This window comes from Cedecea lapagei (assembly GCF_900635955.1).
GTDB classification, from domain to species: domain Bacteria; phylum Pseudomonadota; class Gammaproteobacteria; order Enterobacterales; family Enterobacteriaceae; genus Cedecea; species Cedecea lapagei.
In genome coordinates, this window is record NZ_LR134201.1 from 2,839,845 (window position 1) to 2,865,318 (window position 25,474).

A 25,474-nucleotide genomic window follows, 5' to 3' on the forward strand; every position below is an offset into this window, starting at 1 on the left:
CGGCTATCACGTTTCTCAGCCGATCGCGCGAAAAACTTTCATTAATTTACATAACGCGGGTGAAAACGTTTCAAAACGAACGTGCACCGCCCATTTTATGGCGGTGCACTCTACTCGCTTAGCTAATTAATTACGAGCCTTAAAATAACTGCGGATTTCAGAAAGATTGCAGGCGGGACAAGGGTATATGGAACAAATCAGCAAAGTTTTGCGTGGTGGCTGCGGCCAGCTCTTCCAGCGAAACGCCCTTAAGGACGGCCATGTATTCGGCCACATCACGCGTCATTGCAGGCTGATTTTCCTTGCCGCGATGCGGCACCGGCGCAAGATACGGCGAGTCCGTTTCCACCAGCATTCTGTCCAGCGGCACATAACGCGCGGCGTCACGCAGCTGTTCAGCATTGCGGAAGGTGACTATCCCGGAAAAGGAGATATAGAACCCCATATCCAGCAATTTTGCCGCCGTCTCTCTGTCTTCCGTGAAACAGTGTAGTACCCCACCGCACTCTGTCACTTTTTCTTCCTGCAGAATACTCAGGGTATCGGCGCGGGCGTCGCGGGTATGCACTATCACCGGCTTGTTCAGCTCGCGGCCAATGCGGATGTGGTTGCGGAATGACTCCTGCTGACGCGGCTTCGTTTCCGGCGTATAGAAATAATCCAGCCCCGTTTCACCCATGGCGATTACGCCCGGCTCGGCGGCAAGACGACGCAGGTCTTCAACGTCGTACTCTTCATCCTGATTCAGCGGATGCACGCCACAGGAAAAGGCCACGTTATTCCGCTCGCCCACCAGCTCGCGCATGCCGCGATACCCCTCCAGCGTGGTGGCCACGGCCAGGCAAAATTTCACGTCCCTGGCGGCAGCTTTTTCCAGAACGTCATCAACGTCTTTATGCAGGGATTGATAATCCAGACCATCTAGATGGCAGTGTGAGTCGACCAGAAACATAGTATTACTCTTAGAGATGATGTGAGTGAAGCAGTGCGCCGGGCTGGGCCAGGCGCTCCCACGTAAGAAGGCTTTCCGTGAGCAGCAGCTCGCGGTTCACGCCAACCACGTCGAGCAGCGCTTCGCGGCAGGTGAACAAATGATGTAAAAGGCTCTGCAATACGCCAGAAGAGTAGCGGGCGCTTATCCTTGCGACTAACGGCTGCACATCGGCGTTCGTTAGCCAGGCGCCGGCTCCCTGCTGCCACTTAAGCGCGTCGATCAGCAGCGAGCAAAGCCAGTGAAGACGGCGGGCGGCATCCTCATGATTCAGTGCCGGCAGCAGAACCAGCATATTGTTGACGTCCTCCGCCTGAGCCAGCTTCTCGCAAAGCTGCTGGCGGGCCTTCCACCGATCCGGCTGTAAAAGAGCAAGCGCGGCGGCAGGGGCGCCAGAGCTAAGGCGTAACGCGGCCTGAAGCTCTTCGGCAGAAGCCTGGCTTTCGCGCTCCAGCCAGGCCAGGGAGAAACGCTCGTCCGGCGGCGCAAGGTGCCAGTAAAGGCAGCGGCTGCGCAACGTCGCCGGTAAATGCTCCGGTTCGCGGCTGCTGAGGAAGAACCAGGTATTTTTCGGCGGCTCTTCCAGCGTCTTCAGCAGCGCATTCGCCGCCGCTTCGGTTAGCATATCGGCATCTTTAAGCCAGACGACTTTGGCCCCGCCCTGCTGGGCGTGACCATAAAGCTTCTCGGTAATGTCGCGGACTGCATCGATCCCGAGGCTGGACTTGCCTTTTTCCAGCTCAAGCGTGTAGCTGTCAGGATGCGTTCCCGCCTGCATCAGCTGGCAGCTATGGCAGCGACCGCAACTTTTATTGCCTTCCGGGCTCTGGCACATCAGCCAGCGGCACAGGGCGTAGATTAACGCATCGTCACCCAGCCCAGGCACGGCGTGAACCAGCAGCGCATGATGTCCGCGGCCGGCCTGATACTGGCCAATAAGCTGCTCAAACGCGCCGCGTAGCCACGGATACCATTTCACTATTTTTGCTCCCGGAACCAGCTCAACACGGCCTCGCGTACGGCACGGGAGACCTCATCCAGCGGCCGAGTGGCATCGATAGTTTTGATGCGGCTGTCGCTGCTTGCCAGCTCCAGATAACGAGCGCGAGTGCGGTTAAAGAAGTCGACAGATTCCTGTTCAATGCGGTCAAGCTCGCCGCGAGCGCGGGCCCGCGCCAGGCCGACTTCGGGCGTCACGTCGAGATAAATCGTCAGGTCGGGGTAAAAATCACCCAGCACGGTATTGCGCAGCGCCATCAGCAGGCTCTTGTCAATCTGACGCCCGCCGCCCTGATAAGCCTGGGTCGAGAGATCGTGACGATCGCCAATGACCCAGCTCCCCTGCGCCAGAGCCGGTTTGATAACCGTCTCTACCAGCTGAATGCGTGCCGCGTAAAACATCAGCACTTCGGCCTTATCAGTGACCTTCTCATCGCCAATACCGGCGTTGTTGAGCGTTAGCTCACGCAGGCGCTCAGCCAGCGGCGTGCCACCCGGCTCGCGGGTAAAAGTCAGATCGCTGATACCCAGCTCTTTTAATGTCGCAACAACCACGTTATGGGCGTTAGTTTTCCCCGCGCCTTCCAGGCCTTCGATGACGATAAATTTACTGTCCATTCTTATCCTTGAGCGCTTTGATATAAACCTGCACCGCTTTGTTATGGCTGGCGAGGTTGGTACTGAAGGTATGACCACCTTTACCATCAGCAACAAAATAGAGATACGGCGTTTTCGCCGGATGCGCCGCCGCCTGTAAGGAGGCCTCGCTCGGCACCGCAATCGGCCCAGGCGGCATGCCGCTGATGACATACGTATTATAAGCCGTCGGCGTCTCGAGATCTTTGCGCGTTAGCTTACCATTATAGCTCTCCCCCATCCCGTAGATTACGGTCGGGTCGGTTTGCAGACGCATGCCGATACGCAGACGATTAATGAAGACCGAGGCGACCTGGTCACGCTCGCCGGCCACCGCGGTCTCTTTCTCAATGATTGAGGCCATGGTCACCAGATCATTTTCGTTTTTGTACGGCAAGCCGTCGACTTTGCTGTCCCAGGCCTGCGCCACGGCTTTAACCATTTTTTGATGCGCACGCTTGAGCAAAGCCACGTCCGTGGTATGGGCGGTGTACAACCAGGTATCCGGGTAGAACCACCCTTCAACCCATTCCGGATGCTCAAACTTGAGCGTTTCCGCCACGGTCGCATAGCTGTCGTCTTTCAAAGTGTGCTGGATGTAGGGGGGCATCTCGCAGCTGGTCGAGTAAATCACTCAGGCGCATACCTTCCACAAAACGCAGCGGGAACTGAGCCTCTTTTCCACTGGCCAGCAGGCGGAGCATATCGGTGACCGTCATCCCTGGGGTAAGGCGATAGGTACCGGCCTTAAATTTCGCCAGCTCAGGCTCAACGCGCAGCAGCCACTGGAACACGCGCGGGCGCGTAATCAGTTTTTCTTCATAAAGCTGAGTGCCCAGCGCTAAACGCCCGGTGCCCTGCTTCAGGGTAAAAATGGTTTCCTGTTTGATCGGCAGCGGCGCTTTTGCCAGCTGGCGCACCTTCCACATGCCTGCCCCGGCGGCAATCCCCAGGACAATCATCAAAAGCAGGAAGAAACGAAAAATCTTTTTCATCGGTAATCGCTTACTCACAAAGTGGGGCTAAAAAACGGTAAAGCTCGCGCGATGTGTAGCGCCAGTCCTGGGCCTGGTTCACCGGCACAACCGGCATCAGCGCGTTGCAAATAATGACCTCATCCGCATCCGCCAGAGCTTCTGGCCCTTCGCTGACCTCATGGACTCGCCACCGGGAACCGCTGAGAGACGAAATGATGCGCTGCCGCATAGTGCCGTTCACGCCTGCTCCGTCGATACGCGGGGTATAAATATCAGCCCCCTTGCGCCAGAATAAATTAGCCGCACAGCATTCCACCAGCCTCCCCTGACTGTCAAGAACCAGCGCCTCCTGGGCCGTCGTCTGTTCAAGATGCGTACGGATAAGCACCTGTTCAAGTCGGTTAAGGTGCTTGATGCCTGCCAGCGCGGGATTGATCCCTAACTTTATCGGGCTGAGCGCCAACGTAATCCCCTGTTCACGCCATGCGGAGTAAAAATCAGGATAAGGCGAGAGGGAAAGTATCCGGGTAGGCTGCATACAATTTGAGGCGCTGTAGCCTCGCCCGCCTGCCCCGCGGGAAATAATCACCTTTAGTACGCCCCTGGGCTCGGGTGCCGCCAGCATAGCCATCTCTTCGTTGAGCCTGTCCCAGTCAACCGGCGCTATCATCAACGCCTCGCAGGCCTGCTGCAGGCGGCGAAGATGGTCAGCCTGAAAGCGAACGGCGCCGTCAGCAACGCCTGCGGTAGTAAAACAGCCATCGCCGAACTGAATTGCGCGGTCATTTGCCGGTAGCGTCTCCTGCCATTGACCATTAATAAGATACATAGGGACTCCTCAGGATACGGACACGTAAGGTTGCCAGAGGGATTCGTGGGCGACAAGAGGGGAATTCTGAACAGCAAAAGGGCCCGCAAGGGCCCTTGAAACGGCTTACAAAGTTCATTGTTCCAAATGACCCGAACCCCGGTCTAATAAAAACAATGAATTGTCTTCACTGGTTTGCCCCAAACGGCCGAAAACCACGTTTTTCGGCTGTTTGTCATCAATCTGAGGGCCCGCAAGGGCCCTTTCAGAAACGGTTAGACCTTTTTGAAGATCAGAGAACCGTTGGTACCACCGAAACCGAAGGAGTTACACAGGGTGTACTCCATACCGCTCACCTGGCGAGCTTCGTGAGGCACAAAGTCGAGGTCGCAGCCAACATCCGGGTTATCGAGGTTGATGGTTGGCGGAACAGCCTGATCGCGCAGCGCAAGGATGGAGTAGATGGACTCTACCGCACCCGCCGCGCCTAACAGGTGGCCGGTCATCGATTTGGTTGAGCTCACCATCACGCGGCTCGCCTCAGCACCAAAGATAGACTTAACCGCCTGCGCTTCGGCTTTATCGCCCGCTGGCGTTGAGGTCCCGTGCGCGTTGACATAGCCAACCTGCGCCGCTGAGATCCCTGCATCACGCAGTGCGTTTTCCATCGCCAGCGCAGCACCTGCACCGTTCTCTGGTGGAGAAGTCATGTGGTAAGCATCGCTGCTCATCCCGAAGCCAACGACTTCTGCATAAATTTTCGCGCCGCGTTTCTTCGCGTGTTCGTACTCTTCCAGCACGATCACGCCTGCGCCGTCGCCCAGTACGAAGCCGTCACGATCTTTATCCCATGGGCGGCTTGCCGCTTGCGGGTTATCGTTACGGGTGGACAGAGCACGAGCCGCACCAAAACCACCCACGCCCAGCGGGCTGCTGGCTTTCTCTGCGCCACCGGCCAGCATCACATCGGCGTCATTGTAGGCAATGATACGCGCCGCATGACCGATATTATGCACACCAGAGGTACAAGCCGTGGCAATGGAGATGCTCGGACCACGCAGACCCAGCATAATGGTCAGATGTCCCGCCACCATGTTGACGATGGTCGAAGGCACGAAGAACGGGCTGATCTTACGAGGGCCACCGTTAACTAACGCGGCGTGGTTCTCTTCAATAAGCGTCAGGCCACCGATACCGGAGCCAATTGCAGCGCCGATACGAGTCGCGTTTTCTTCCGTGACTTCCAGGCCAGAATCCTGCATGGCCTGAATGCCAGCAACAATTCCATATTGAATGAATTCATCCATCTTGCGCTGATCTTTGCGCGAGATAATGTCTTCACAGTTAAAATCCTTTACTAAGCCAGCAAATTTCGTTGCATAGGCGCTAGTATCGAAATGGTCGATCAGGCTGATGCCACTCTGACCGGCAAGGAGAGCTTTCCAGGTAGACTCTACGGTATTGCCGACAGGAGACAACATGCCCAGTCCGGTCACAACTACACGACGCTTAGACACGTTTGTCCTCCAGGGAGGGAAAAAATACTAGTGGGATAATTCAGATAAAACTCAGGCGGTCGAGTGACCGCCTGGAGATGTTCACTTACGCCTGGTGACCGTTGATGTAATCAATGGCAGCCTGAACGGTGGTGATTTTCTCAGCTTCTTCGTCCGGAATCTCAGTATCAAACTCTTCTTCCAGAGCCATTACCAGCTCAACGGTGTCAAGAGAATCTGCGCCTAGGTCTTCAACGAAGGAAGCGGAGTTCACAACTTCTTCCTGCTTAACGCCCAGCTGCTCGCCGATAATTTTCTTAACGCGTTCTTCGATAGTGCTCATACTCTTAAATTTCCTATCAAAACTCGCTTTCGCGATGGTTTTCGTAGTGTATAAAATGTTGAAAAAGATGCAACCAAATCCCGGCTGGTCAAACCACGATTTTACGCTATTTTGCGGGCATTCGCCCAAATAACGCAAATATTTTTCACCGTGATTAAACCATATACATTCCGCCATTGACGTGCAGGGTCTCACCAGAGATGTACCCGGCTTCGTCAGAGGCTAAAAATGCTACAGCACTGGCGATCTCATTTGCGTCGCCTAAGCGACCCGCAGGAACCTGCGCCAGAATACCCGCACGCTGTTCATCAGAGAGCGCACGCGTCATGTCCGTTTCAATAAAGCCCGGAGCAACAACGTTCACAGTAATACCGCGGGACGCAACTTCACGCGCCAGCGATTTACTGAAGCCAATCAAACCCGCCTTCGCCGCAGCGTAGTTAGCCTGACCAGCATTTCCCATGGTACCAACCACAGAACCGATTGTGATAATACGCCCATGACGCTTTTTCATCATAGCTCGCATTACCGCTTTTGACAGACGGAAAACAGATGAAAGGTTGGTTTCGACAATGTCGTTCCACTCATCTTCTTTCATGCGCATCAGCAGATTATCGCGAGTGATACCGGCATTGTTCACCAGAATATCCACTTCGCCAAACTCTTTGCGGATACTGTCCAGCACGGAGTCGATAGAAGCCGGGTCGGTCACGTTCAGCATAAAGCCTTTGCCGTTTTCGCCCAGATAATCACTGATGGCCTGCGCACCGCTTTCGCTGGTCGCCGTCCCGATAACTTTTGCACCGCGAGCCACTAAAGTCTCGGCGATGGCACGGCCGATACCGCGACTGGCGCCGGTGACCAGCGCAATTTTTCCTTCAAAACTCATGGTTTTCCTCGTCTTATTGTTCAAGCGCCGCTGACAGCGTAGCCGGCTCGTTAATCGCCGCTGCCGTCATGGTGTCAACAATACGTTTGGTCAGCCCGGTCAGCACTTTACCTGGGCCCACTTCCAGCAGCTGGGAGACGCCCTGCGCCGCAATAAATTCTACGGATTTGGTCCACTGCACCGGGCTGTAGAGCTGGCGAACCAGCGCGCTACGAATCGCTTCCGGTGAGGTTTCGCACTTCACGTCAACGTTGTTAACCACCGGAATAGCCGGCGCGTTAAAGGTAATGTTTTCCAGCGCTACCGCCAGTTTATCAGCAGCAGGCTTCATCAAGGCGCAGTGGGACGGAACGCTAACCGGCAGCGGCAGCGCACGTTTTGCACCCGCAGCTTTACAGGCAGCGCCGGCACGCTCAACGGCTTCTTTATTGCCGGCGATCACGACCTGGCCCGGAGAGTTAAAGTTCACCGGGGAGACAACCTGCCCCTGCGCTGACTCTTCACAGGCTTTGGCAATGGAAGCGTCGTCGAGACCGATAATGGCGGACATCGCGCCGGTGCCTTCCGGCACAGCATCCTGCATCAGCTTGCCGCGCAGTTCGACCAGGCGAACAGCGTCAGCGAAGTCAATCACCCCGGCACAAACCAGCGCGGAGTATTCACCGAGGCTGTGGCCTGCCAGCAGTGCAGGTGCTTTACCGCCCTGCTGCTGCCATACGCGCCATAGGGCAACGGAAGCCGTCAACAACGCAGGCTGAGTCTGCCAGGTTTTATTCAGCTCTTCGGCTGGCCCCTGCTGGGTCAGCGCCCAGAGGTCATACCCCAGCGCGTCAGAAGCTTCGCGGAACGTGGCTTCAATGACCGGATAGCTTGCCGCGAGATCGGCCAGCATGCCAACGGACTGGGAACCCTGTCCCGGAAACACCATAGCGAATTGCGTCATGTCGAAAATTCCTTTAATCAAAAACGAACCAGTGCAGAGCCCCAGGTGAAGCCACCGCCGAACGCTTCCAGCAGCACCAGCTGGCCGCGCTTGATGCGACCATCGCGTACCGCTTCATCCAGCGCTGCCGGTACGGAAGCGGCAGAGGTGTTGCCATGGCGATCCAGGGTCACGACGACGTTATCCATCGGCATACCCAGTTTTTTCGCGGTAGCGCTGATGATGCGCAGGTTAGCCTGATGCGGCACCAGCCAGTCGAGCGCGGAACGATCGAGGTTGTTCGCTTCCAGAGTCTCATCAACGATGTGAGCCAGCTCGGTCACCGCGACTTTGAAGACTTCGTTGCCGGCCATCGTCAGGTGAATTGAGTTCTCAGGATTCACGCGATCGGCGTTTGGCAGCGTCAGCAGGTCGCCATAGCTCCCGTCTGCGTGCAGATGGGTCGAGATGATGCCCGGCTCGTCGGATGCACCCAGCACGGCGGCGCCAGCGCCATCGCCAAAAATAATGATTGTGCTGCGATCGGCAGGATCGCAGGTACGCGCCAGCACATCAGCACCAATCACCAGCGCGTTTTTCACCGCGCCGGATTTAACGTACTGATCGGCAATGCTCAGCGCATAGGTAAAGCCCGCGCAGGCGGCCGCAACGTCAAAGGCCGGGCAGCCTTTAATCCCGAGCATAGACTGAATCTGGCAAGCAGCGCTTGGGAATGCATGCGTTGAGGAGGTTGTCGCTACAACGATCAGCCCGATATCGTTTTTGTCGATACCGGCCATCTCCAGCGCGCGAAGTGCAGCTTCGTAGCCCATGGTCGAAACCGTTTCATTCGGGCCAGCAATACGGCGTTCACGGATACCTGTGCGGGTGACAATCCACTCGTCAGACGTATCGACCATTTTTTCCAGGTCAGCGTTAGTTCGCACTTGTTCAGGCAGGAAGCTGCCGGTACCAATAATCTTCGTATACATGTACGCTCAGTCACTCTTCGGTAATACAGATTCCAGGCGAGCGCCAATCCGCTGAGGGAGTTGCCGCTGCACCGCCTGCACTGCCTGTTCAATCGCGACGGCAAACGCTCGCTGATTGGCCGCACCGTGACTCTTAATCACCGTGCCGCGCAATCCTAACAGACAGGCGCCATTATACTGGTCGGGGTTGAGGTGACCGAATCGCCTTATCAGGCGCTTTTGTAGCCACTTCTTCAATAAAATCAGCCACCACGACCTTTTTTTCCCTTCCCCCTGCGATTTGAGCAGCGAAAGGAACATCCTGACAACACCTTCCATCGTCTTAAGTGTGACGTTACCGACAAAACCATCACAGACCAGCACGTCAGTCTTGCCGGTAAGCAGTTCATTGGCCTCAAGGTAGCCAATATAGTTCATCGAAGGCATTGCTTTTAATAAAGCAGAGGCATCCCGAATACTGTCCAGCCCCTTCGTCTCTTCTTCGCCGATATTCAGCAGCGCCACCTTCGGACGGCTGATGCCGAGCACCTCTTCGGCCATCACGGAGCCCATAATGGCAAACTGCACCAGCATCGTGCTGTCGCAGTCGACGTTAGCGCCGAGATCGAGCACCACCGTTTTGCCCTTTTGCTGATGCGGTAATATCGTCATCAGCGCCGGACGCTCAATCCCTTCAATGGGTTTGAGCAGTAATTTTGCCAGCCCCATCAGCGCACCGGTGTTTCCGGCGCTGATGCAGGCCTCGGCCCGACCCTCTTTCACCAGCTCAAGCGCAACGCGCATTGACGAGCCACGGCTGGCGCGGATCGCCTGAGACGGTCTGGCATCACTGGCAATAACCGATTCCGCAGGAATAATCTGCAGGCGCGAGCGTTGCTCGAAATCAGCTTTGGCTAGTAATGGCGTGATTGCGTCGGGATTGCCGACTAAAAGAAGATTAAGCGAAGAGTTAAAGTCCAGTGCCTGCAAAGCTGCAGGCACTGTCACGGAAGGACCGAAGTCCCCACCCATGGCATCTAACGCTAGGGTTAGACGTCTCAAGGTTGCGCCAGATTACTTAGCGATAACCTTACGGCCGCGGTAGAAACCGTCGGCAGTGATGTGGTGACGCAGATGAGTTTCACCAGAAACTTTGTCCACGGACAGGGTAGCGGTGGTCAGCGCGTCATGGGAACGACGCATGCCACGTTTGGAACGGGTTGGTTTATTCTGTTGTACGGCCATGGACCTTACTCCTCAATTACTTACGCTTTAAACTGGCTAATACGGCAAATGGATTTGGTTTTTCCGCCTCTGGAGGCAGTTCGCCAAAGACCATGTCCGCCTCGGACACTTCACAGTGTTCAGAATCATGCACCGGAACTACGGGCAGGGAGAGGATAACTTCATCTTCCACCAGCGCCCGCAGATCGATTTCACCGAATTCGTTAACCTCAATCGGCTCATACGCTTCCGGGAGTGCTTCAGCCTGTTCGTCAGAGCGGACCGGACTGAAACAATACGTTGTGTGAACATGATGCACAAACGGTTTCCCGCAACGCTGGCATTCGAGCGTTACCGTTACCTTCGCATCACCGGTCAGGACCGCGAGGCGTTGGTTATCGATAGCGAATCTCATGGAGCATTCTACATCAGTATCCACACTGACTACAGACTCGGCGATACGCTCAACCTGATCGGAAGCATACACTCCTTCGTAATCAAGGCGTTTTTGAGCCGTACGAACCGGGTCAAGAGTCAGGGGTAATTTTACCTTTTGCATAGGGCGCGCATATTAACTTTGTAACGTCATAGAGTCAAAGAAAAAGGCCTGGGAACAGCGCCTTTTGCCATTTATTCGCACACATTGCGGTGGCACAGTTTAAAATGCCTTTAACCAATTCGCTATCTTTAATGAAAAAAATATGAAACCTATTGTTCTGGCCTCGACCTCCCCCTTCCGCCGCAGCCTGCTTGAAAAGCTCGGCATACCATTTATTACCGCTGCGCCAGACGTCGATGAGACGCCGCGCCGGGACGAAGATGCGCGCCATTTGGTGACGCGTCTCGCTCAGGCCAAAGCTCAGGCGCTGAAAGCGCGCTTCCCCGACCACCTTATTATCGGCTCCGATCAGGTTTGCGTGCTGAATAACCAAATTGCCGGAAAACCGCACAGTGAAGAAAATGCCGTCCAGCAATTATTGCTGGCACGCGGCACCATCGTGACCTTTTATACCGGGCTGGCGCTCTATAATTCCGCAAACGGTCAGCTTCAAACGCTGTGTGAACCTTTTGATGTTCACTTCCGCCATTTAACCGAGGAAGAGATTCGACGCTACGTGCAAAAGGAGCAGCCGCTCAACTGTGCCGGGAGCTTTAAGAGTGAAGGGTTGGGCATCACGCTGTTTGAGCGCCTGGAAGGAAAAGATCCGAATGCTCTGGTCGGGCTACCGCTAATCAGCCTGTGTGAAATGCTGCGCAACGAAGAGTGCAACCCGCTGCTTCTTTAGCAGCGGGCGGGCAGAGGTTTATTTGACTGCACGCACAGCGATATACCTCAGTTGATCGCGATTGCTGCGGAAGGTTTTAAACATCCGCAGGAACTGCTTGCGGTTCTCCCTTTTTAGCGCGTTTCGCACAATCCGAAGCGCACCCAGCAGACCTTCGTCATAAATTAATCCTCGCGGTGAGAGCAGGGTCATCTCGCCGCTATTATATTGAATGTCGCGAAACCCCGCTTGCTCAAACAGCCCCAGCCACTGCTGAAGACCCAGCGGCTGGGCGTTAACGTTGATCGCCTTGCGCATTCGGCCAACCACCTCTTCGGCGCCAGAGGGATCCTGCAGCATAATATCGTGAGTGAGCAGCACCCCACCAGGCTTCAGCACCCGCAAATACTCCTCCAGAAGATGCCGTTTCGCCTTGTCGGCGTACATCGTCAGCATGGCCTCGTTAATCACCACGTCAAACGCTTCGTTCTCAAAGGGGAGCTTTGACGCATCGGCTACCAGCACGGTGACGAGGTCCGACAACCCGCGTGCGCCAATCGCCTGCTGGGCCTTTCGTAGAGCCACTTTGTCCATGTCGATACCGATAACGCGGCAGCCAAAGCGTTCGGCAATGCCCATCGACGTGGTCCCCATATTACAGGCCACCTCCAGAACCTTTTTATTCGGCCCCAGCGCCGACGAGGCCAACAGCCATTCCGTCGCTTTTTTTCCTCCCGGACGCAGCCGGGTTTTGCCTAGTCTGGCTAAAAATTTATGCCCTGCCTCATGGCCCGTGTTGTTCACCTGGCTCATCTTCACTCCTTTCCCGTTTCCGGGGCATGTTTAAGCATCATCAGCAGCATTTTCGAGGATTCTGTCGCCTCCAGCGAGTGGGGTGCGGCCGAGGGTATCCTCAGGATATCGCCTGCCCCGACGCTGACCGCCACGCTGTTGATGGTCAGCACAACTGAACCTTCAAGCACCAGAATCACGGCCTCAAAAGGAACGCTGTGCTCCGAAATCGTCTCTCCCCGATCGAAAGCAAACAGCGTCACGTTTCCTCCCCCCGCGGTTGCTAATACCCGACTGGCAATCCCCTGCTCCGTCAGGGTGATTAACGCCGAAAGCTGGAGCGCCTCGCAGGCGCGGATGCCCTTGTTTTGCATCTACTCTTCTCCATGATTATTTAACGAAACAGAGGCACGACGCCGCGAACGGTGCGTGCTTCACGAACCACATCGGTTAACGCAACGGGGATTTGATACAGACGCTGCAGCCGCTCTTCGTTGATGGCCTCCTGCACAGGACCAAAGTCGGCGCCGCTCCCTGGCCAGAGCATCAGCGCGTAATCAGCAATATGGATCGCATGCTGCGGGGAGTGGCTGGTGAATAAAATCGTCATGCCGAGTTCTGCCGCTAACGCTTTCAGCACGCTCAGTATGTTGTCCTGGTTATGCAGATCCAGCGCCGAGGTTGGCTCATCCAGGATCAGGATGCGGGGTTCACAGGCCAGCGCGCGGGCAATCATCACCATTTGCTTCTCCCCGCCGCTCAGGCGATCAAAGGGGTGCTCCGCCAGCGAGCTCAGCCCCAGCCAGGCAAGGCAATCGGCCACAATGTCTCTGTCTTTCTTCCCCGGCACCGCGTACCACGGCAGGCGCCGGACGCGTCCGAGGCTCACCATCGTGGCCACGCCATAGCTGAACAGGCTTTCCGTTAGCTGCGGCACAAACGCGGCGTCAGCGTTGATAGTCGTCTCGCCCCTGCTGGCAAGCTTCAAGGCCCATGATCAGGCGCAGCAGCGTCGTTTTACCCCGGCCATTTGCGCCCAGAATGGCGCCAATCCGGCCTTCGGGAAGCGTAAAGCTGAGTGAATCAAACAGCTGTCGTGGCCCGATAGAAAACGACAAGTTTTTTACATCGATCATCAGGCGGTTCTCCTGTGATTAACCCTACGCAGCAGCACGGCAAAAATAGGCGCGCCTGTCAGCGCCGTGATAACGCCAAGCGGGATCTCCGCGCTGGTTACGCTGCGGGCCAGGGTATCAACGGCAACCATATAAGCGGCCCCCAGCAGAGCCGAAGCCGGAATTAGCCGACGATGATCGTGCCCAACAATAAAACGCGCCATATGGGGAATAATGAGCCCCACCCAACCGATGGTGCCTGAAATAGCCACCGTCGCGCTGGTCATCAGCGTCACGCACAGCAGCACAGTCCAGCGAGTTATGCTGACCGGCATCCCTAAAGCCCGGGCGTCCCCCTCCCCTAACGACAGCACGTTAATGCGAAAACGCAGCATAAAAAATCAGCAGGCTGCAGAGGAGGATCGCCGGCAGCACCAGCCAGAGCTTTTCATAAGTCGCCGTCGCAAAACTGCCCATCAGCCAAAAAACGATGGCCTGCAGGGTGTTGTTGGGATCGGCAAAATAGGTCATCAATGAGATCAGGGCGGCAAAGAAGGCGTTTATCACCACGCCCGCCAGGATCAGAATCAGCAGGCTCTCCCCTCCCCGTCGAAAACCAAGCAGAAAGACCAAAAAGATCGCTGCAACGCCTCCCAGGAAGGCCATGCTGACGGTCAGAATCATCGACGAGAAAAAGAAGATCGCCAGTACGCCGCCAAATGCAGCGCCGGACGAGACGCCCAAAATCTGCGGGCCGACCAGCGGGTTTTTAAATATCCCCTGCAGCGCCGCGCCGCTTACCGCCAGACCCGCCCCGACCAGCGCGGCAATCAGGACTCTCGGCATCCGCACGTACAGCACGACTTTACCGTCGGTTGGGCTCCAGCCGGGACTCGGATTGTCCCCGGCAAAAACCACGTCCAGCAGGATTTGCCAGACGTGACCCAGCGCAACCGGATAACGACCGATGCTCAGTCCGGCTAACATCATGGCCAGCAGCAAGAACAGCCCAGCTCCCCAGACTCCGCCTTTTTTTAATTTCAGCATGTTCATACGGGGCTACCTTGCCATCAGCTCGGAATAACCCTGCGAACCCTGGTTCACGGGCATTTGCAGAATGGTGTTAATTTGCTCGTCGCTCACGGCATAGCCATAAAGTTGCCGGTAACGAACCTTGATCTCATCGCGCAGCGGCAGCTGGAACTTTTGTGGATGAAAAATCATCGCCAGCCACTGCCAGTAGAGCGGCGTTTCCTGATTGGGGGCATCCCAAATAAACCCGCCAATCGGTAGCTTATAGACCCGCCGCTGCTTCACCGCCGTGAGGTCGCCAAGCATCGGATGGTGATAGACATCGTCCGGCACCAGGCCCGCTTCAAAATTGCCAAGCAGAATCACATCGGGATCCCAGAGCAGGACCTGCTCAATATTCAGTGTTCGGGCTCCGGTAATATCCCTGTTGAGGCTGACGCCGCCGGCCAGGTCAATATCAAAATTATTGTGCGAAGTGGCGCCGAAGGTCTGTATCCCGTCATTGAAATGGGAGAGATAGAGGACCCGCGGACGCTGAGCAGCGTTAAGGGTTCCGGTCATCCTGCGAAGGTCTGCGATAGTTTTTTCACGCCAGGCTATCATCTCCGCCGCCTTTTTCTCCTGCTGAAGCGTTACCCCCATCAGCTGGATCCAACGCTGCGTCCAGACCTCCTTGCCGTAATTCAGCGTGGCGACCGTTAACCCGGCGTGGAGTAAAGGCGCGACGATCTCCTCGCCACGGTGCCCCCATTGCCACACCAAATCAGGTTTAACGCTCAGCAAAGTCTCGATGTTCGGCATGAAGTTATTGCCCACCGTGTCGCTGCGAACGTGCAGCACATCAGGAAACATCTGGCTCAGCATGCCCTCCCTGGCGGCTACGCCGGCGAAAGGATGCATTCCCACCAGCTTCTGCGCCCCGCCGTCCATACCAACGAGCATGGAGGCGGCGGGAATAGGGATCACGGCGATGCGCTGCGCAGGCTTAGCCAGCGTCACCTCGCGCTGGGACATATCGGTAAAGTTTGTGGCGGTCTCCGCGTGACAGACGGTCGCCACCGCCAGTAATACAGCCGCGCCAAACGGTGTCCGGAAAACGATCCTGACGGGATTTATCATGCGCCCTCGTTGTGATGAGAATGGTTATCATTTATGATTTGGCATTCTATGTCCGGCAAAGGGAGGACGCCTATGACAATTGTCAAAAACGCGCTGCTGGAAAAAAAAGCCCGTCAGGCGCTACGCGCTACTGCGCTTTTCGGCGATCTATCGGAAGAAGAGATCGGGCGGTTAACCGTCAACAGCGAACATCAGCAATACCAGACCCGAGAGACGATCAGACGTGAAGGCGATCGGCTGTTTCACTGCCCCTGCATCCTGTCCGGGCAAATTGAGGTTTTCCGGCATACCTGGTTTGGGGAGGAGAAAATCTTCGGCATCTTTGGCAAATATGACGTCGTCGCCATTGCGGCTGTGTTTATGCCGCATAACCGCTACCCGATGACTTTGCGGGCCCGCGGCCCGGTAGAGGTGCTGCTGCTGGGCCGAAATGAAATCCTTGAGGTCTGTCTGGGGAACCCCCGGCTGATGCAGCGCATGCTGGTCCACTTCAGCAGCAAGCTCTACGAACTTATCAACCATATTGACTGGCTAACCTCCAGCTCGGCGGAGCAGCGGCTGGCCGCGTGGCTTATCGAACTCCAGCGGCAGCAGGAGGGTCCGCAGATCCATCTGCCTCTGTCCAGAGCTCAGCTGGCGGCAAGGCTTGGGATCCGCTATGAAACGCTGAGCCGCCTCTTGTCTGGCTGGCGGCGCAAGGGGGTGATTGAGGTGCAGCCGGGGTTCGTGACCATCAGAAACGGAGAGTATTTATCTGAGCTCAGCGCCCCGGCGAGGCGCATGTTTTGAGTATTCAGGTGAATCAGGGGCGGGTCGCCCCTGCTGTGAGAATGGATCAGAAGCTGTAGGTTACCCCCCATTCACGCTGAACCCCATGCCGGGGAAGAGGGTGCTGTCATTTTCCGAAACGCTGCGATTGGCGACGGATGTTGTGGCGTAGCGCTTATTGGTCAGGTTATCCAGAGCAAGGTAGGTTGACCAGCCTCCGCTGTCTTTGTAGCTGGCTTTCAACCCCAGCACCGCATAACGCTCGCGCCGCTGAATGTTGAGATGGTTACCGTGGTCGACGGCCGCATCGGTTGGCGACCAATGAAGGTTTGGCCCCACAGACCAGCCGCCCCATTTATACAGCACCTCACCGGCCACCATATTGCGGGGAATTCCCGCGATGTATTTGCGGTTGTACTCGCCGCCCATAAAGCGGAAATCATTCCATGTCCATGATAGACGGTACTCCATATCCCCCGGTCCGGCAGGCACAAGGCCGGTCAACCCTGCCTCCAGCCCCTGATGGCGCGTTTTCGCCGCATAATTGAACACCCCTACCGCATTACCCTGTGGATCGTAGGTGGTAATGTATTCATCTTTAATCATGCTGCGATAAAGCGTCAGCTGCCAGTTCATGCCGGTGAAGACCTGCCCTTCTCCCCCGACCTCCCAGGTCAGGCCTCGCTGGGGATCAAGCCGTGTCAGCTCGCCGTTACCCGAGTTGATGATCTGATTAAACGTTGCCGGTTCATAGCTGGCGCTGACGTTGGCAAATAATCGTTGGTTTTCGGCTGCCTGCCAGATCAAGCCTGCTTTGGGCGTCCAGAATGTCCAGCTTTGATCCAGTGAATTTCCTGCTTTTTTGGCGTTAACATCCCGGCGTGCATGGCTGCCTTTTAGATCGAGATTAAGCAACAACGTGCTGCTCATTTGCCAGCCTGCGCCCAGCGTCCCGTAAACATTTTCGGCCCGGCCTTTATAGCTGCCGATACTTTTTTTATCCGCGGCAGTGCCGCGACGGTTCTGAAGAAGGGTGCGATCAAGATTCATATGATCCCATGCCGTTGAGGCCCGCCAGGTTATCGGTCCTGTTTCCAGCGCGTAGTTCAGCTGTACGCCCTCAGAATCACTGCTGCTGAGGCGATAGTTAGCCGGAGTAATAAAGTTATCGTGGGTCTTGATGTACCACAGGCCGATGTCCAGCCATTGGTTATCGTCCTGCCAGCTTGACCGGTTTGCCACCCTGGCCTGCTGAACGCTGCGGTGCGGGTCACGCAGGTTAACCAGCGGATAAACAGCTTTAGGATCCTTTTTCAATACCGCCGGTGAAACGGGACCCGCGACGTCAAAACGCAGATCGGTCCAGCCAAACCAGGTTCTGTTTTCAAAATTGTCTACGCGGTAGCCCAGGTTACTCCTGACGGTTTTTCGCTGGGAGGCGGAGTGCCTGCGATAACCGGCAAAGCGATCCAGGGTGACGGCCAGCCGGCCATCAACGCCGTACTCTTCATTTACGCCGCCGAGCGCTCCCTGAAAACCTTCCCGCCCGAATGAACCGTATTCATAGCGGACTCGCCCGTTCTCATCCCGCCCCGTGTAGGAGATGAGATCCATCTCGCCGCCGAGGCTGTTACTTTGAGGATGAATACTGTTGGCGCCGCGGCGCACGCTGACAAGCCGTGCCTCACGCATATCCAGCGTGCTGATATGAAAACTGCCGTCGGCATCCGTTGCCGGCAGGCCATCCTGCAGCAGCAGCACGCCGTGTGAAAGCGGCGCACTTTGAACGCCGGAGCCGCGGATATTCAGGCGCGGCTGATCCAGCCCGCCAAAGAAGTTTTGGATTAACACGCCGGGCTGATAATCCAGCGCGTCCTGCAGCGTGGCCAGTCGGTTCTCTTCGTCAATAGCCACAAGATTGCTGCCCCCGGCAATCTGCTCCAGCTTCCGCTTTTCTTGTGAATAGTCCGGGGCGAGCCGTCTAAACTTCTCTCGCTCGCCTTCCGCTCTGACAACCATCGTCTCCTCTGCGGCCCTGACCTCGCTCCCGTAGGCCAGGCAGAGCGCCAGGCAGAGTAGTCCATAGGGCAACACCTGCCCGGTAGCGTCGTTTTCCATGCATCCTTTCCTCTATAATAATGAGAATCATTCCCAGTTATTATTCAAACAAAGCTGCGCGGTACCTATGACATTTGTCAAAACGAAAATGAGGGGGAAAACAGGGGGCGTACCCGGCCGAAGCCGGGACTTGGGGGCACTCAGGAAACGCGGCGTAGAGCTTTCAGGCAGTGCTTAAGCCGATCGTCCATAGGCGCTTCAATGCGGATCACCTCCCCGGTATTCGGGTGGGTAAACTTCAGCGCGGCGGCATGCAGGAACAGGCGGTTTAACCCGGTGCCCGCGAGCTGCTTGTCAAACTCACGGTCACCGTAGCGATCGTCAAAGGCGATAGGATGCCCGGCGTGTAGAGTATGAACACGAATCTGGTGAGTACGGCCGGTGACCGGGCTGCAGCGCACCAGGGTAGCGAACTCATAACGCTCTTCAACCTTGAAACGCGTTTCTGACGGCTTGCCTTCGCTATTGACCCTGACGATACGCTCCCCGCTTTGCAGGATGTTCTTCAGCAGCGGCGCCTGGACCACTTTAACGTGCGACTGCCACTGGCCGCGAACCAGCGCCAGGTAGTCCTTCTGCATTCCCTTCTCACGCAGCTGCTCATGAAGAGATCGCAGCGCCGAACGCTTTTTAGCCACCAGCAGAACGCCGGATGTATCGCGGTCAAGGCGGTGCACCAGCTCCAGGAAGCGCGCTTCCGGGCGCAGGGCGCGTAAGCCTTCAATCACGCCGAAGCTCAGGCCGCTGCCGCCGTGGACCGCGGTGCCCGAAGGCTTGTTTAGCACCAGGATATGGTCGTCTTCATAGAGAATGACGTCGCTCAGCGCGGCGACTTTTTGCAGGTGCGGAGAGACGGCCTCCTCCTCACGCTCAGCAACGCGCACCGGCGGGATACGAACTTCATCTCCGGCTTCCAGTTTGTACTCGGGCTTAATGCGTTTTTTATTAACCCGCACTTCGCCTTTTCGCACGATGCGATAAATCATGCTTTTTGGCACGCCTTTCAGGCGGGCGAGCAAAAAGTTGTCGATACGCTGCCCGGCTTCGTCGGCCGAAATTGCAACGATTTTTACTGATGGAGTCTCTGTTTTCATGGTCGGCGATTCTAAATAGCCCTGGCGCATAGCGCCACTCATTTTTATGTGCTTAACTGACAATCTGTTCTGTTTCGAACCGTCCAGCCCGCCTTTTTTCATGCCCTTTGCGGCAAGGCTTAAAAGGCGGTTAAAAAACTGTAAGAAACAGGGCGCGAATAGTAAAAGTCATCTTGCTATAACAAGGTTAGCAGTGGAATAATGTTGCCGTTTTCCGTGCTGAATCTTGTTAAAACAAGAATGTTTGCGGAATACCCATTTTGCCTGAACGTCCATCCACGCAGCAATGGCGTAAGACGTATTGTACTTTCAGGCAGTTAGCGGGCTGCGGGTTGCAGCCTGACCGGTAAAATGGAATCAACTCTTAAGAAATATTCTAAGGTTATTCCCACGATAATTGCGCTGTATTTCCGTATGAAATACAGGCAACCGACACTTTGCGCCTCTCAGCCAGCGACAACCGTGAGGTTGGCGACTACGCGTTTAGTCACGAGGCCATCGGTTCACTCCCGGTTAGCGTCACCATGCCCGCAGCTCTGTCGCCAATGTAAGAATAATGAGTAAGTTACGATGAAAAGAATGTTAATTAACGCAACTCAGCAAGAAGAGTTGCGTGTCGCCCTTGTAGATGGGCAGCGTCTGTACGATCTGGACATTGAAAGCCCGGGACACGAACAGAAGAAAGCAAACATCTATAAAGGCAAAATCACCCGTATTGAACCTAGTCTGGAAGCGGCGTTTGTTGATTATGGCGCAGAGAGACACGGTTTCCTTCCTCTGAAAGAGATCGCCCGCGAATACTTCCCTTCGAATTACGCTTCCCACGGCCGCCCGAACATCAAAGACGTTCTGCGCGAAGGCCAGGAAGTGATCGTCCAGATTGATAAAGAAGAGCGCGGTAACAAAGGCGCAGCCTTAACGACCTTTATCAGCCTGGCGGGCAGCTATCTGGTGCTGATGCCAAACAATCCTCGCGCTGGCGGAATTTCTCGCCGCATCGAAGGGGATGACCGTACCGAATTAAAAGAAGCGCTTTCTTCCCTTGAACTGCCGGACGGTATGGGCCTTATCGTCCGTACCGCAGGCGTGGGTAAATCTGCAGAAGCGCTGCAGTGGGATCTGAGCTTCCGCCTGAAGCACTGGGAAGCTATCCAGAAAGCCGCTGAAAACCGCCCTGCTCCGTTCCTGATCCACCAGGAAAGCAACGTTATCGTTCGCGCCTTCCGCGACTACCTGCGCCAGGACATCGGCGAAATCCTGATCGACAACCCGAAAGTCCTTGAGCTGGCTCGTCAGCACATCGCCGCGCTGGGCCGTCCGGATTTCAGCAGCAAAATTAAGCTCTACACCGGTGAAATCCCGCTGTTCAGCCACTACCAGATTGAGTCGCAGATCGAGTCCGCTTTCCAGCGCGAAGTTCGTCTGCCGTCCGGTGGCTCTATCGTTATTGATACCACCGAAGCCCTGACCGCCATCGACATCAACTCCGCGCGAGCAACCCGCGGCGGCGATATCGAAGAAACCGCCTTCAACACTAACCTTGAAGCGGCCGATGAAATTGCACGCCAGCTGCGCCTGCGCGACCTTGGCGGCCTGATCGTTATCGACTTCATCGACATGACGCCGGTTCGCCACCAGCGCGCGGTTGAAAACCGTCTGCGTGAAGCGGTACGCCAGGACAGAGCGCGTATTCAGATCAGCCACATTTCGCGTTTCGGCCTGCTGGAGATGTCGCGTCAGCGTCTGAGCCCGTCTCTCGGCGAGTCCAGCCACCACGTCTGCCCTCGCTGTAGCGGTACCGGCACCATTCGTGATAACGAATCCCTGTCGCTCTCCATTCTGCGCCTGATTGAAGAAGAAGCGCTGAAAGAGAACACCAAAGAAGTTCACGCTATCGTCCCCGTGCCGATTGCCTCTTACCTGCTAAACGAAAAACGTGATGCGGTAAGCGCGATTGAAAAACGCCAGGGCGGCGTGCGCGCGATTATCGTGCCAAACGATCAGATGGAAACACCGCATTACTCCGTGCTGCGCGTGCGTAAAGGCGAAGAAACCCAGACTCTTAGCTACATGTTGCCTAAGCTGCATGAAGAAGAGATGGCGATGCCTTCCGACGAAGAATACACCGAACGTAAGCGCCCTGAGCAACCTGCTCTGGCTACTTTCGTCATGCCGGAAGTGCCGCCTGCCCCTCAGGAAACTGCTGCCGCTCAGCCTGTCGTTACGGCCGCTAAGCCAGCCGCAGTGAAGCCTAAAGCGGATGCCGCAGAGCAGCCAGGCCTGGTTAGCCGCTTCTTCTCAGCGCTGAAAAAACTCTTCGCCGGCGACACCGCCGTGGCCGAAGTGAAAGAAGTGAAGGAAGAAAAAGCCGCGGGCTCTGACAACCAGCGTCAGGATCGCCGTAATAACAACCGCCGTCAGAACAACCGCCGCGATCGTGGCGAGCGTAATGAGCGCGGAGACCGCAACAACCGCGATCGCGACAACCGTGAAAATCGTAATAACCGCGACGATCGGAACGGCGAAGTTCGTGAAGCTCGCGAGCCGCGTGAAGGCCGTGAGGATAACCGCCGCAACCGCCGTAACGGGCAGCAGCAGAATGTGGAATCCCGCGAAGTTCGCCAGAACGTTGCAGCCCCGGTAGACGATGCGGAGAAACCGCAAAAGTCCCGTGACGAGCAACAGCCGCGTCGCGAGCGCAACCGCCGCCGCTCTGATGAAAAACGTCAGGCGCAGCAGGAAGTGAAAGCGCTGCAGCAGGATAACGTTGTTGAGCAGGAAGCCGAGCAGGAAGAGCGTACTCAGGTCATGCAGCGCCGCAAACCGCGCCAGCTGAGCCAGAAAGTTCGCTTCGAATCTGCTGATGCGCCTGCTGTAGAAGAGACGCAGATCGCTCAGGCAAGCACCGAACTGGCAACGATTCCGCTGCCAGCGGTAGTAGATGAAGCTGTTAACGTAGAGCATCAGGATGAGAACGCAGACAATCGTGAAACTGCCGGTATGCCGCGTCGTTCACGTCGCTCACCTCGTCACCTGCGCGTGAGCGGCCAGCGCCGTCGTCGTTACCGTGATGAGCGTTACCCGTCCGTGTCTCCAATGCCGTTAGCCACTGCGTGTGCATCCCCGGAACTGGCATCAGGTAAAGTGTTTATCACCTACCCGGTTGCTCGCTCCCACGATCAGGTTGCTCAGGAAGAGGTCTTCCAGTCGCACGAAGAAGTTCAGCACACTAACGTTGCTGAGGCAGCGGCCGCTGAAGCCGTAGCCCCTGTTGCCGATGTGCAGATTGGCGAACCCGTGAAAGCTGAAGAAACCGTTGTGGCGCCTGTTGCAGTAGAAACCGCGCATCCGGAAGTCATCGAGACGCCGGTGACCGAACAGCCACAGCTGATTGCGGCAGCGGACGAAGTCGTCGCCGAAGAAATCGTTGAACAAGCTGAGCCTGTAGAGGAAGAGGCCGTTCAACCGGTTGCGGAAGTCAGCGAACCGGCTCCGGCTGCTGTAGAAGCGCCTGCCGCGGTCGTAGAAGAGGTGAAACCTGTTGTTGAAGCGGCCCCTGCTGTAGAGGCGTCGCCGGTGAAACAAGAAGTTAAAGCCGAAGCACCTGTCGCAGCGAAACACGCTACGGCGCCTATGACCCGCGCTCCGGCTCCGGCATACACCCCTGAAGCTCCTCGCAATAGCGAATGGGTTCGCCCGTCCTTCGATTTTAGCGGTAAAGGTTCCGCCGGCGGCCATAGCGCCAGCCACCAGGCTACTGCGCCAGCCACAAGGCCAACAAAAGCGGATTAACCTCCGCGTAGCCTCAAAAGCCGGTCTGCTGACCGGCTTTTTTTTTGCCCGCCGTCAGATACTTATAACGAAGTAGAGATCTACCCCTTAAAGATGCATTTAAAATGCACATTATGATAAACGCCACGACCATTTGTATGATGTAATACTTGCATACCCCATTGAGGAGAAACACCATGCTCCCGATCCCCGCCAACTGCATACACACCCGCTCGTCCCCTTTCTGGGACAAAGCGTCTGCTCCGGCAGGCCTTTTTCAACGTCATCTCGATAAAGGCACCCGCCAGGGCGTTTATCCACGCCTGAGCGTAATGCGAGGTAAAGTCCGCTATCTGGGCTATGCCGATGCCACAACGCCGGAGCCGGAAACAGAGCTGATTATAGAAGCGGGTCACTTCGGCGTCTTTCCGCCGGAGAAATGGCATCATCTGGAGCTCATCACCGACGATGCCGTGTTCAATATCGACTTTTTTGTCGCCCCGGAAGTCCTCCGCTCAATGTAACGACAGAAGGAATCTTATTATGCTGACCATTCCACAATCTTATCTGCATACCCGTGCAACGCCGTTCTGGACCAAAGAGACCGCACCTGCCGCCTTATTCAACCACCACAACACCAAAGCCGGCGTTTTTGGTCGACTCTCCGTGATGCAGGGTGCGGTGAAATATTTTGGCTTCCCGGACGCGGATGCCACGATCCCCGATGTGGAAATTGTTATCGAGGCCGGGGCCTTTGCTATCTCCCCACCTCAGAAATGGCACCGTATTGAGCTGCTGACCGACGACACCTATTTCAATATCGACTTCTTTGCCGCCCCTGATGCAAAACTGGAAGGCATCGGCCTGGGCAAAGTGGTGAACAGCCAAAGGAACGCATAATGGGCAAAGCAACCTATACCGTCAGCGTCACCAACAACAGCAACGGCGTCTCGGTTGATTATGAGACCGAAACTCCAATGACGCTGCTTATCCCTGACGTCGCCGCTGAAGTGGTCAAAGAGCTGGTTAATACCGTACGCGCCTATGACACGGAAGATGAACACGACGTTTGCGGCTGGTGAAACTTAAAAAAAAGCCCGCTCCGGGGTGCGGAAGCGGGCATATAAAGCGCGTTCAGTTTCATAACGCGCCCAAATCGGTAAAGGCTATCGACCGTTCAGCTGGAACAGCGACATCCCCTGCATATCGGTGAACACCTTATAAGAAGCCTGCAATGCTGCCTGCTGCTGCACATAGTTAGAGACGGTGGCGGTCCAGTCTGCACCCACCAGCTGACTCATTTGATCGGTCTGCGCCAGCGCCCGCTCGCTGCCTAAATCATCCAGTTTGCTCAACTCATTGAGCTGAGTACCCAGCTCTGCACGCACGGTCGACACATTGCTCAGCGCGTTACTCAGGCCACGGTTTGTTTTTGCGACAGCATCATCAAGCGCTTTTTTACCTGCGTCATCCAGCCCCGCGGTTGGCGTCTTCAGTGCCTTGATAGCGGAATCCAGCATATTGAAGATGTTCGTTTCGCTCGGCGAGCCATCTGGCTCTGGCGTCGCGTTGCTGGAGATATGGTTGAAAACCTCATCGCCGGTATGGCCGATGGTCATAGTCCGCGCCGAGTCCACCTGCTGGGTAATCGGGATCGTCCCGCCGTTATAGGCGATGGTACCGGCGCCGCCGCTGAACGGCGCCGCTTCAGTTTTATAACCGGCAAAAATATAGCGACCATTGCCGTCAGTGCTGTTAGCGAGGTTAAGGATTTGGTTACGTATGCCTTCAAGTTCCGTGCCCAGCGAGGCACGGTCATCGTCGCTCAGCGTACCGCTACTGCCCGCCTTAACCACCTTCTCCTGAGCCGTCGTAATAGATGACGTAACCTGCTGAAGCACGCTCTCTTCCAGAGAAACCTTCTGATTGGCAAAGGTACGCGCCAACTTGTACTGGTCATTCATCGACTGAGCCTGGGAGAGCACTACCGCCTGAGAAGCCGCAATCGGGTCATCCGACGGGCGGTTCACGCGGTTGCCGGTGCTCATCTGCTCGCCATAATTCATCCATAAACTCTGCGCGTCACTGATGCCGCGCATATTCTGGTCATACAACATTTGGGTACTGATACGCATAGCGCTGGC

At 56.0% G+C, this 25,474-nt stretch carries 26 protein-coding genes and 2 pseudogenes; 6 read left to right on the forward strand and 22 right to left on the reverse strand.

Features of this window, described 5'->3' with window-relative positions:
• Positions 1 to 157 precede the first annotated feature (157 nt).
• The 13 genes and pseudogenes from EL098_RS13735 to yceD all read right to left on the reverse strand — a co-directional run bounded on the left by EL098_RS13735 (position 158) and on the right by yceD (position 10,815).
• Entirely contained in the window at positions 158 to 952 is a 795-nt protein-coding gene (locus tag EL098_RS13735; RefSeq protein WP_126356784.1) for a metal-dependent hydrolase, read from the reverse strand.
• A gap of 10 nt (positions 953 to 962) precedes the next feature.
• Positions 963 to 1,970, reverse strand: coding sequence for a DNA polymerase III subunit delta' (gene holB, locus EL098_RS13740; RefSeq protein ID WP_126356785.1), 1,008 nt, complete (start codon positions 1,968 to 1,970; stop codon positions 963 to 965).
• Positions 1,970 to 2,608, reverse strand: coding sequence for a dTMP kinase (gene tmk, locus EL098_RS13745; RefSeq protein WP_126356786.1), 639 nt, complete (start codon positions 2,606 to 2,608; stop codon positions 1,970 to 1,972). Before tmk ends, holB begins: the two co-directional genes overlap by 1 nt.
• A pseudogene (gene yceG / locus EL098_RS13750) lies at positions 2,598 to 3,621 on the reverse strand (cell division protein YceG). Before yceG ends, tmk begins: the two are co-directional and overlap by 11 nt.
• 10 nt (positions 3,622 to 3,631) lie before the next feature.
• Entirely contained in the window at positions 3,632 to 4,432 is an 801-nt protein-coding gene (gene pabC / locus EL098_RS13755; RefSeq protein ID WP_126356787.1) for an aminodeoxychorismate lyase, read from the reverse strand.
• 254 nt (positions 4,433 to 4,686) lie between these two features.
• Positions 4,687 to 5,928 carry a beta-ketoacyl-ACP synthase II gene (fabF, locus tag EL098_RS13760; RefSeq protein ID WP_126356788.1) on the reverse strand — a complete coding sequence of 414 codons (1,242 nt, stop codon included), beginning with the start codon at positions 5,926 to 5,928 and terminating at the stop codon, positions 4,687 to 4,689.
• A gap of 85 nt (positions 5,929 to 6,013) precedes the next feature.
• Positions 6,014 to 6,250 carry an acyl carrier protein gene (gene acpP / locus EL098_RS13765; RefSeq protein WP_003857954.1) on the reverse strand — a complete coding sequence of 79 codons (237 nt, stop codon included), beginning with the start codon at positions 6,248 to 6,250 and terminating at the stop codon, positions 6,014 to 6,016.
• A gap of 154 nt (positions 6,251 to 6,404) precedes the next feature.
• On the reverse strand, positions 6,405 to 7,139 hold the full coding sequence (gene fabG / locus EL098_RS13770) for a 3-oxoacyl-ACP reductase FabG (protein WP_126356789.1): 735 nt from the start codon (positions 7,137 to 7,139) through the stop codon (positions 6,405 to 6,407).
• 13 nt (positions 7,140 to 7,152) lie between these two features.
• Positions 7,153 to 8,082 (reverse strand): ACP S-malonyltransferase, encoded by a 930-nt coding sequence (fabD, locus tag EL098_RS13775; RefSeq protein ID WP_126356790.1) that lies wholly within the window; start codon positions 8,080 to 8,082, stop codon positions 7,153 to 7,155.
• A 17-nt stretch (positions 8,083 to 8,099) separates the two neighbouring features.
• Positions 8,100 to 9,053 (reverse strand): beta-ketoacyl-ACP synthase III, encoded by a 954-nt coding sequence (locus EL098_RS13780; protein ID WP_126356791.1) that lies wholly within the window; start codon positions 9,051 to 9,053, stop codon positions 8,100 to 8,102.
• Between the two features lie 6 nt (positions 9,054 to 9,059).
• Positions 9,060 to 10,094: a phosphate acyltransferase PlsX gene (plsX, locus tag EL098_RS13785; protein ID WP_126356792.1), complete on the reverse strand. Its 1,035-nt coding sequence runs from the start codon at positions 10,092 to 10,094 to the stop codon at positions 9,060 to 9,062.
• A gap of 12 nt (positions 10,095 to 10,106) precedes the next feature.
• Positions 10,107 to 10,277, reverse strand: coding sequence for a 50S ribosomal protein L32 (gene rpmF, locus EL098_RS13790; RefSeq protein ID WP_008453470.1), 171 nt, complete (start codon positions 10,275 to 10,277; stop codon positions 10,107 to 10,109).
• 16 nt (positions 10,278 to 10,293) lie between these two features.
• A complete protein-coding gene (gene yceD / locus EL098_RS13795) occupies positions 10,294 to 10,815 on the reverse strand; it encodes a 23S rRNA accumulation protein YceD (protein ID WP_008453471.1) in 522 nt (173 codons plus the stop codon).
• A gap of 142 nt (positions 10,816 to 10,957) precedes the next feature.
• Between yceD and EL098_RS13800 the strand changes: the two genes are divergently transcribed.
• Positions 10,958 to 11,542: a Maf family protein gene (locus EL098_RS13800; RefSeq protein WP_126356793.1), complete on the forward strand. Its 585-nt coding sequence runs from the start codon at positions 10,958 to 10,960 to the stop codon at positions 11,540 to 11,542.
• Between the two features lie 18 nt (positions 11,543 to 11,560).
• Here EL098_RS13800 and EL098_RS13805 read toward each other — a convergent pair whose 3' ends face one another.
• The 6 genes and pseudogenes from EL098_RS13805 to EL098_RS13825 all read right to left on the reverse strand — a co-directional run bounded on the left by EL098_RS13805 (position 11,561) and on the right by EL098_RS13825 (position 15,579).
• Complete coding sequence (locus EL098_RS13805) at positions 11,561 to 12,334, reverse strand: SAM-dependent methyltransferase (RefSeq protein ID WP_126356794.1); 774 nt, start codon at positions 12,332 to 12,334, stop codon at positions 11,561 to 11,563.
• 2 nt (positions 12,335 to 12,336) lie between these two features.
• The gene (locus tag EL098_RS13810) at positions 12,337 to 12,687 is read right to left on the reverse strand and encodes a cupin domain-containing protein (protein WP_126356795.1); all 351 of its coding nucleotides are present in this window, start codon (positions 12,685 to 12,687) and stop codon (positions 12,337 to 12,339) included.
• Between the two features lie 20 nt (positions 12,688 to 12,707).
• On the reverse strand, positions 12,708 to 13,301 hold the full coding sequence (locus EL098_RS23680; RefSeq protein ID WP_269462183.1) for an ABC transporter ATP-binding protein: 594 nt from the start codon (positions 13,299 to 13,301) through the stop codon (positions 12,708 to 12,710).
• Positions 13,261 to 13,449 (reverse strand): ATP-binding cassette domain-containing protein, encoded by a 189-nt coding sequence (locus tag EL098_RS23685; protein ID WP_269462184.1) that lies wholly within the window; start codon positions 13,447 to 13,449, stop codon positions 13,261 to 13,263. Before EL098_RS23685 ends, EL098_RS23680 begins: the two co-directional genes overlap by 41 nt.
• Positions 13,449 to 14,475 (reverse strand): annotated as a pseudogene (locus EL098_RS13820) (FecCD family ABC transporter permease). The gene EL098_RS23685 and the pseudogene EL098_RS13820 overlap by 1 nt, the downstream one beginning before the upstream one ends.
• A 12-nt stretch (positions 14,476 to 14,487) precedes the next feature.
• Positions 14,488 to 15,579 (reverse strand): ABC transporter substrate-binding protein, encoded by a 1,092-nt coding sequence (locus tag EL098_RS13825; protein ID WP_126356796.1) that lies wholly within the window; start codon positions 15,577 to 15,579, stop codon positions 14,488 to 14,490.
• A gap of 72 nt (positions 15,580 to 15,651) precedes the next feature.
• On the opposite strand from EL098_RS13825, the gene EL098_RS13830 reads away from it, so the two are divergent.
• A complete protein-coding gene (locus tag EL098_RS13830; protein WP_126356797.1) occupies positions 15,652 to 16,368 on the forward strand; it encodes a Crp/Fnr family transcriptional regulator in 717 nt (238 codons plus the stop codon).
• Positions 16,369 to 16,428: 60 nt separating this feature from the next.
• Here EL098_RS13830 and EL098_RS13835 read toward each other — a convergent pair whose 3' ends face one another.
• Together EL098_RS13835 and rluC are read right to left on the reverse strand one after the other, a co-directional pair.
• Positions 16,429 to 18,465, reverse strand: coding sequence for a TonB-dependent receptor family protein (locus tag EL098_RS13835; RefSeq protein ID WP_126356798.1), 2,037 nt, complete (start codon positions 18,463 to 18,465; stop codon positions 16,429 to 16,431).
• 140 nt (positions 18,466 to 18,605) lie between these two features.
• Positions 18,606 to 19,559 (reverse strand): 23S rRNA pseudouridine(955/2504/2580) synthase RluC, encoded by a 954-nt coding sequence (gene rluC / locus EL098_RS13840; protein WP_167469952.1) that lies wholly within the window; start codon positions 19,557 to 19,559, stop codon positions 18,606 to 18,608.
• Positions 19,560 to 20,129: 570 nt separating this feature from the next.
• Between rluC and rne the strand changes: the two genes are divergently transcribed.
• The 4 genes from rne (at position 20,130) to EL098_RS13865 (ending at position 24,412) form a co-directional block, all read left to right on the forward strand.
• Positions 20,130 to 23,351: a ribonuclease E gene (rne, locus tag EL098_RS13850; protein ID WP_126356800.1), complete on the forward strand. Its 3,222-nt coding sequence runs from the start codon at positions 20,130 to 20,132 to the stop codon at positions 23,349 to 23,351.
• A 176-nt stretch (positions 23,352 to 23,527) separates the two neighbouring features.
• Positions 23,528 to 23,854 (forward strand): DUF1971 domain-containing protein, encoded by a 327-nt coding sequence (locus EL098_RS13855; protein ID WP_126356801.1) that lies wholly within the window; start codon positions 23,528 to 23,530, stop codon positions 23,852 to 23,854.
• Positions 23,855 to 23,873: 19 nt separating this feature from the next.
• On the forward strand, positions 23,874 to 24,230 hold the full coding sequence (locus EL098_RS13860) for a DUF1971 domain-containing protein (protein WP_126356802.1): 357 nt from the start codon (positions 23,874 to 23,876) through the stop codon (positions 24,228 to 24,230).
• A complete protein-coding gene (locus EL098_RS13865; protein WP_126356803.1) occupies positions 24,230 to 24,412 on the forward strand; it encodes a DUF1869 domain-containing protein in 183 nt (60 codons plus the stop codon). The genes EL098_RS13860 and EL098_RS13865 overlap by 1 nt, the downstream gene beginning before the upstream one ends.
• A gap of 84 nt (positions 24,413 to 24,496) precedes the next feature.
• On the opposite strand, the gene flgL is transcribed toward EL098_RS13865, so the two are convergent.
• Positions 24,497 to 25,465, reverse strand: a complete 969-nt coding sequence (gene flgL, locus EL098_RS13870) for a flagellar hook-associated protein FlgL (RefSeq protein WP_126356804.1) — start codon at positions 25,463 to 25,465, stop codon at positions 24,497 to 24,499.
• Positions 25,466 to 25,474: the final 9 nt, after the last annotated feature.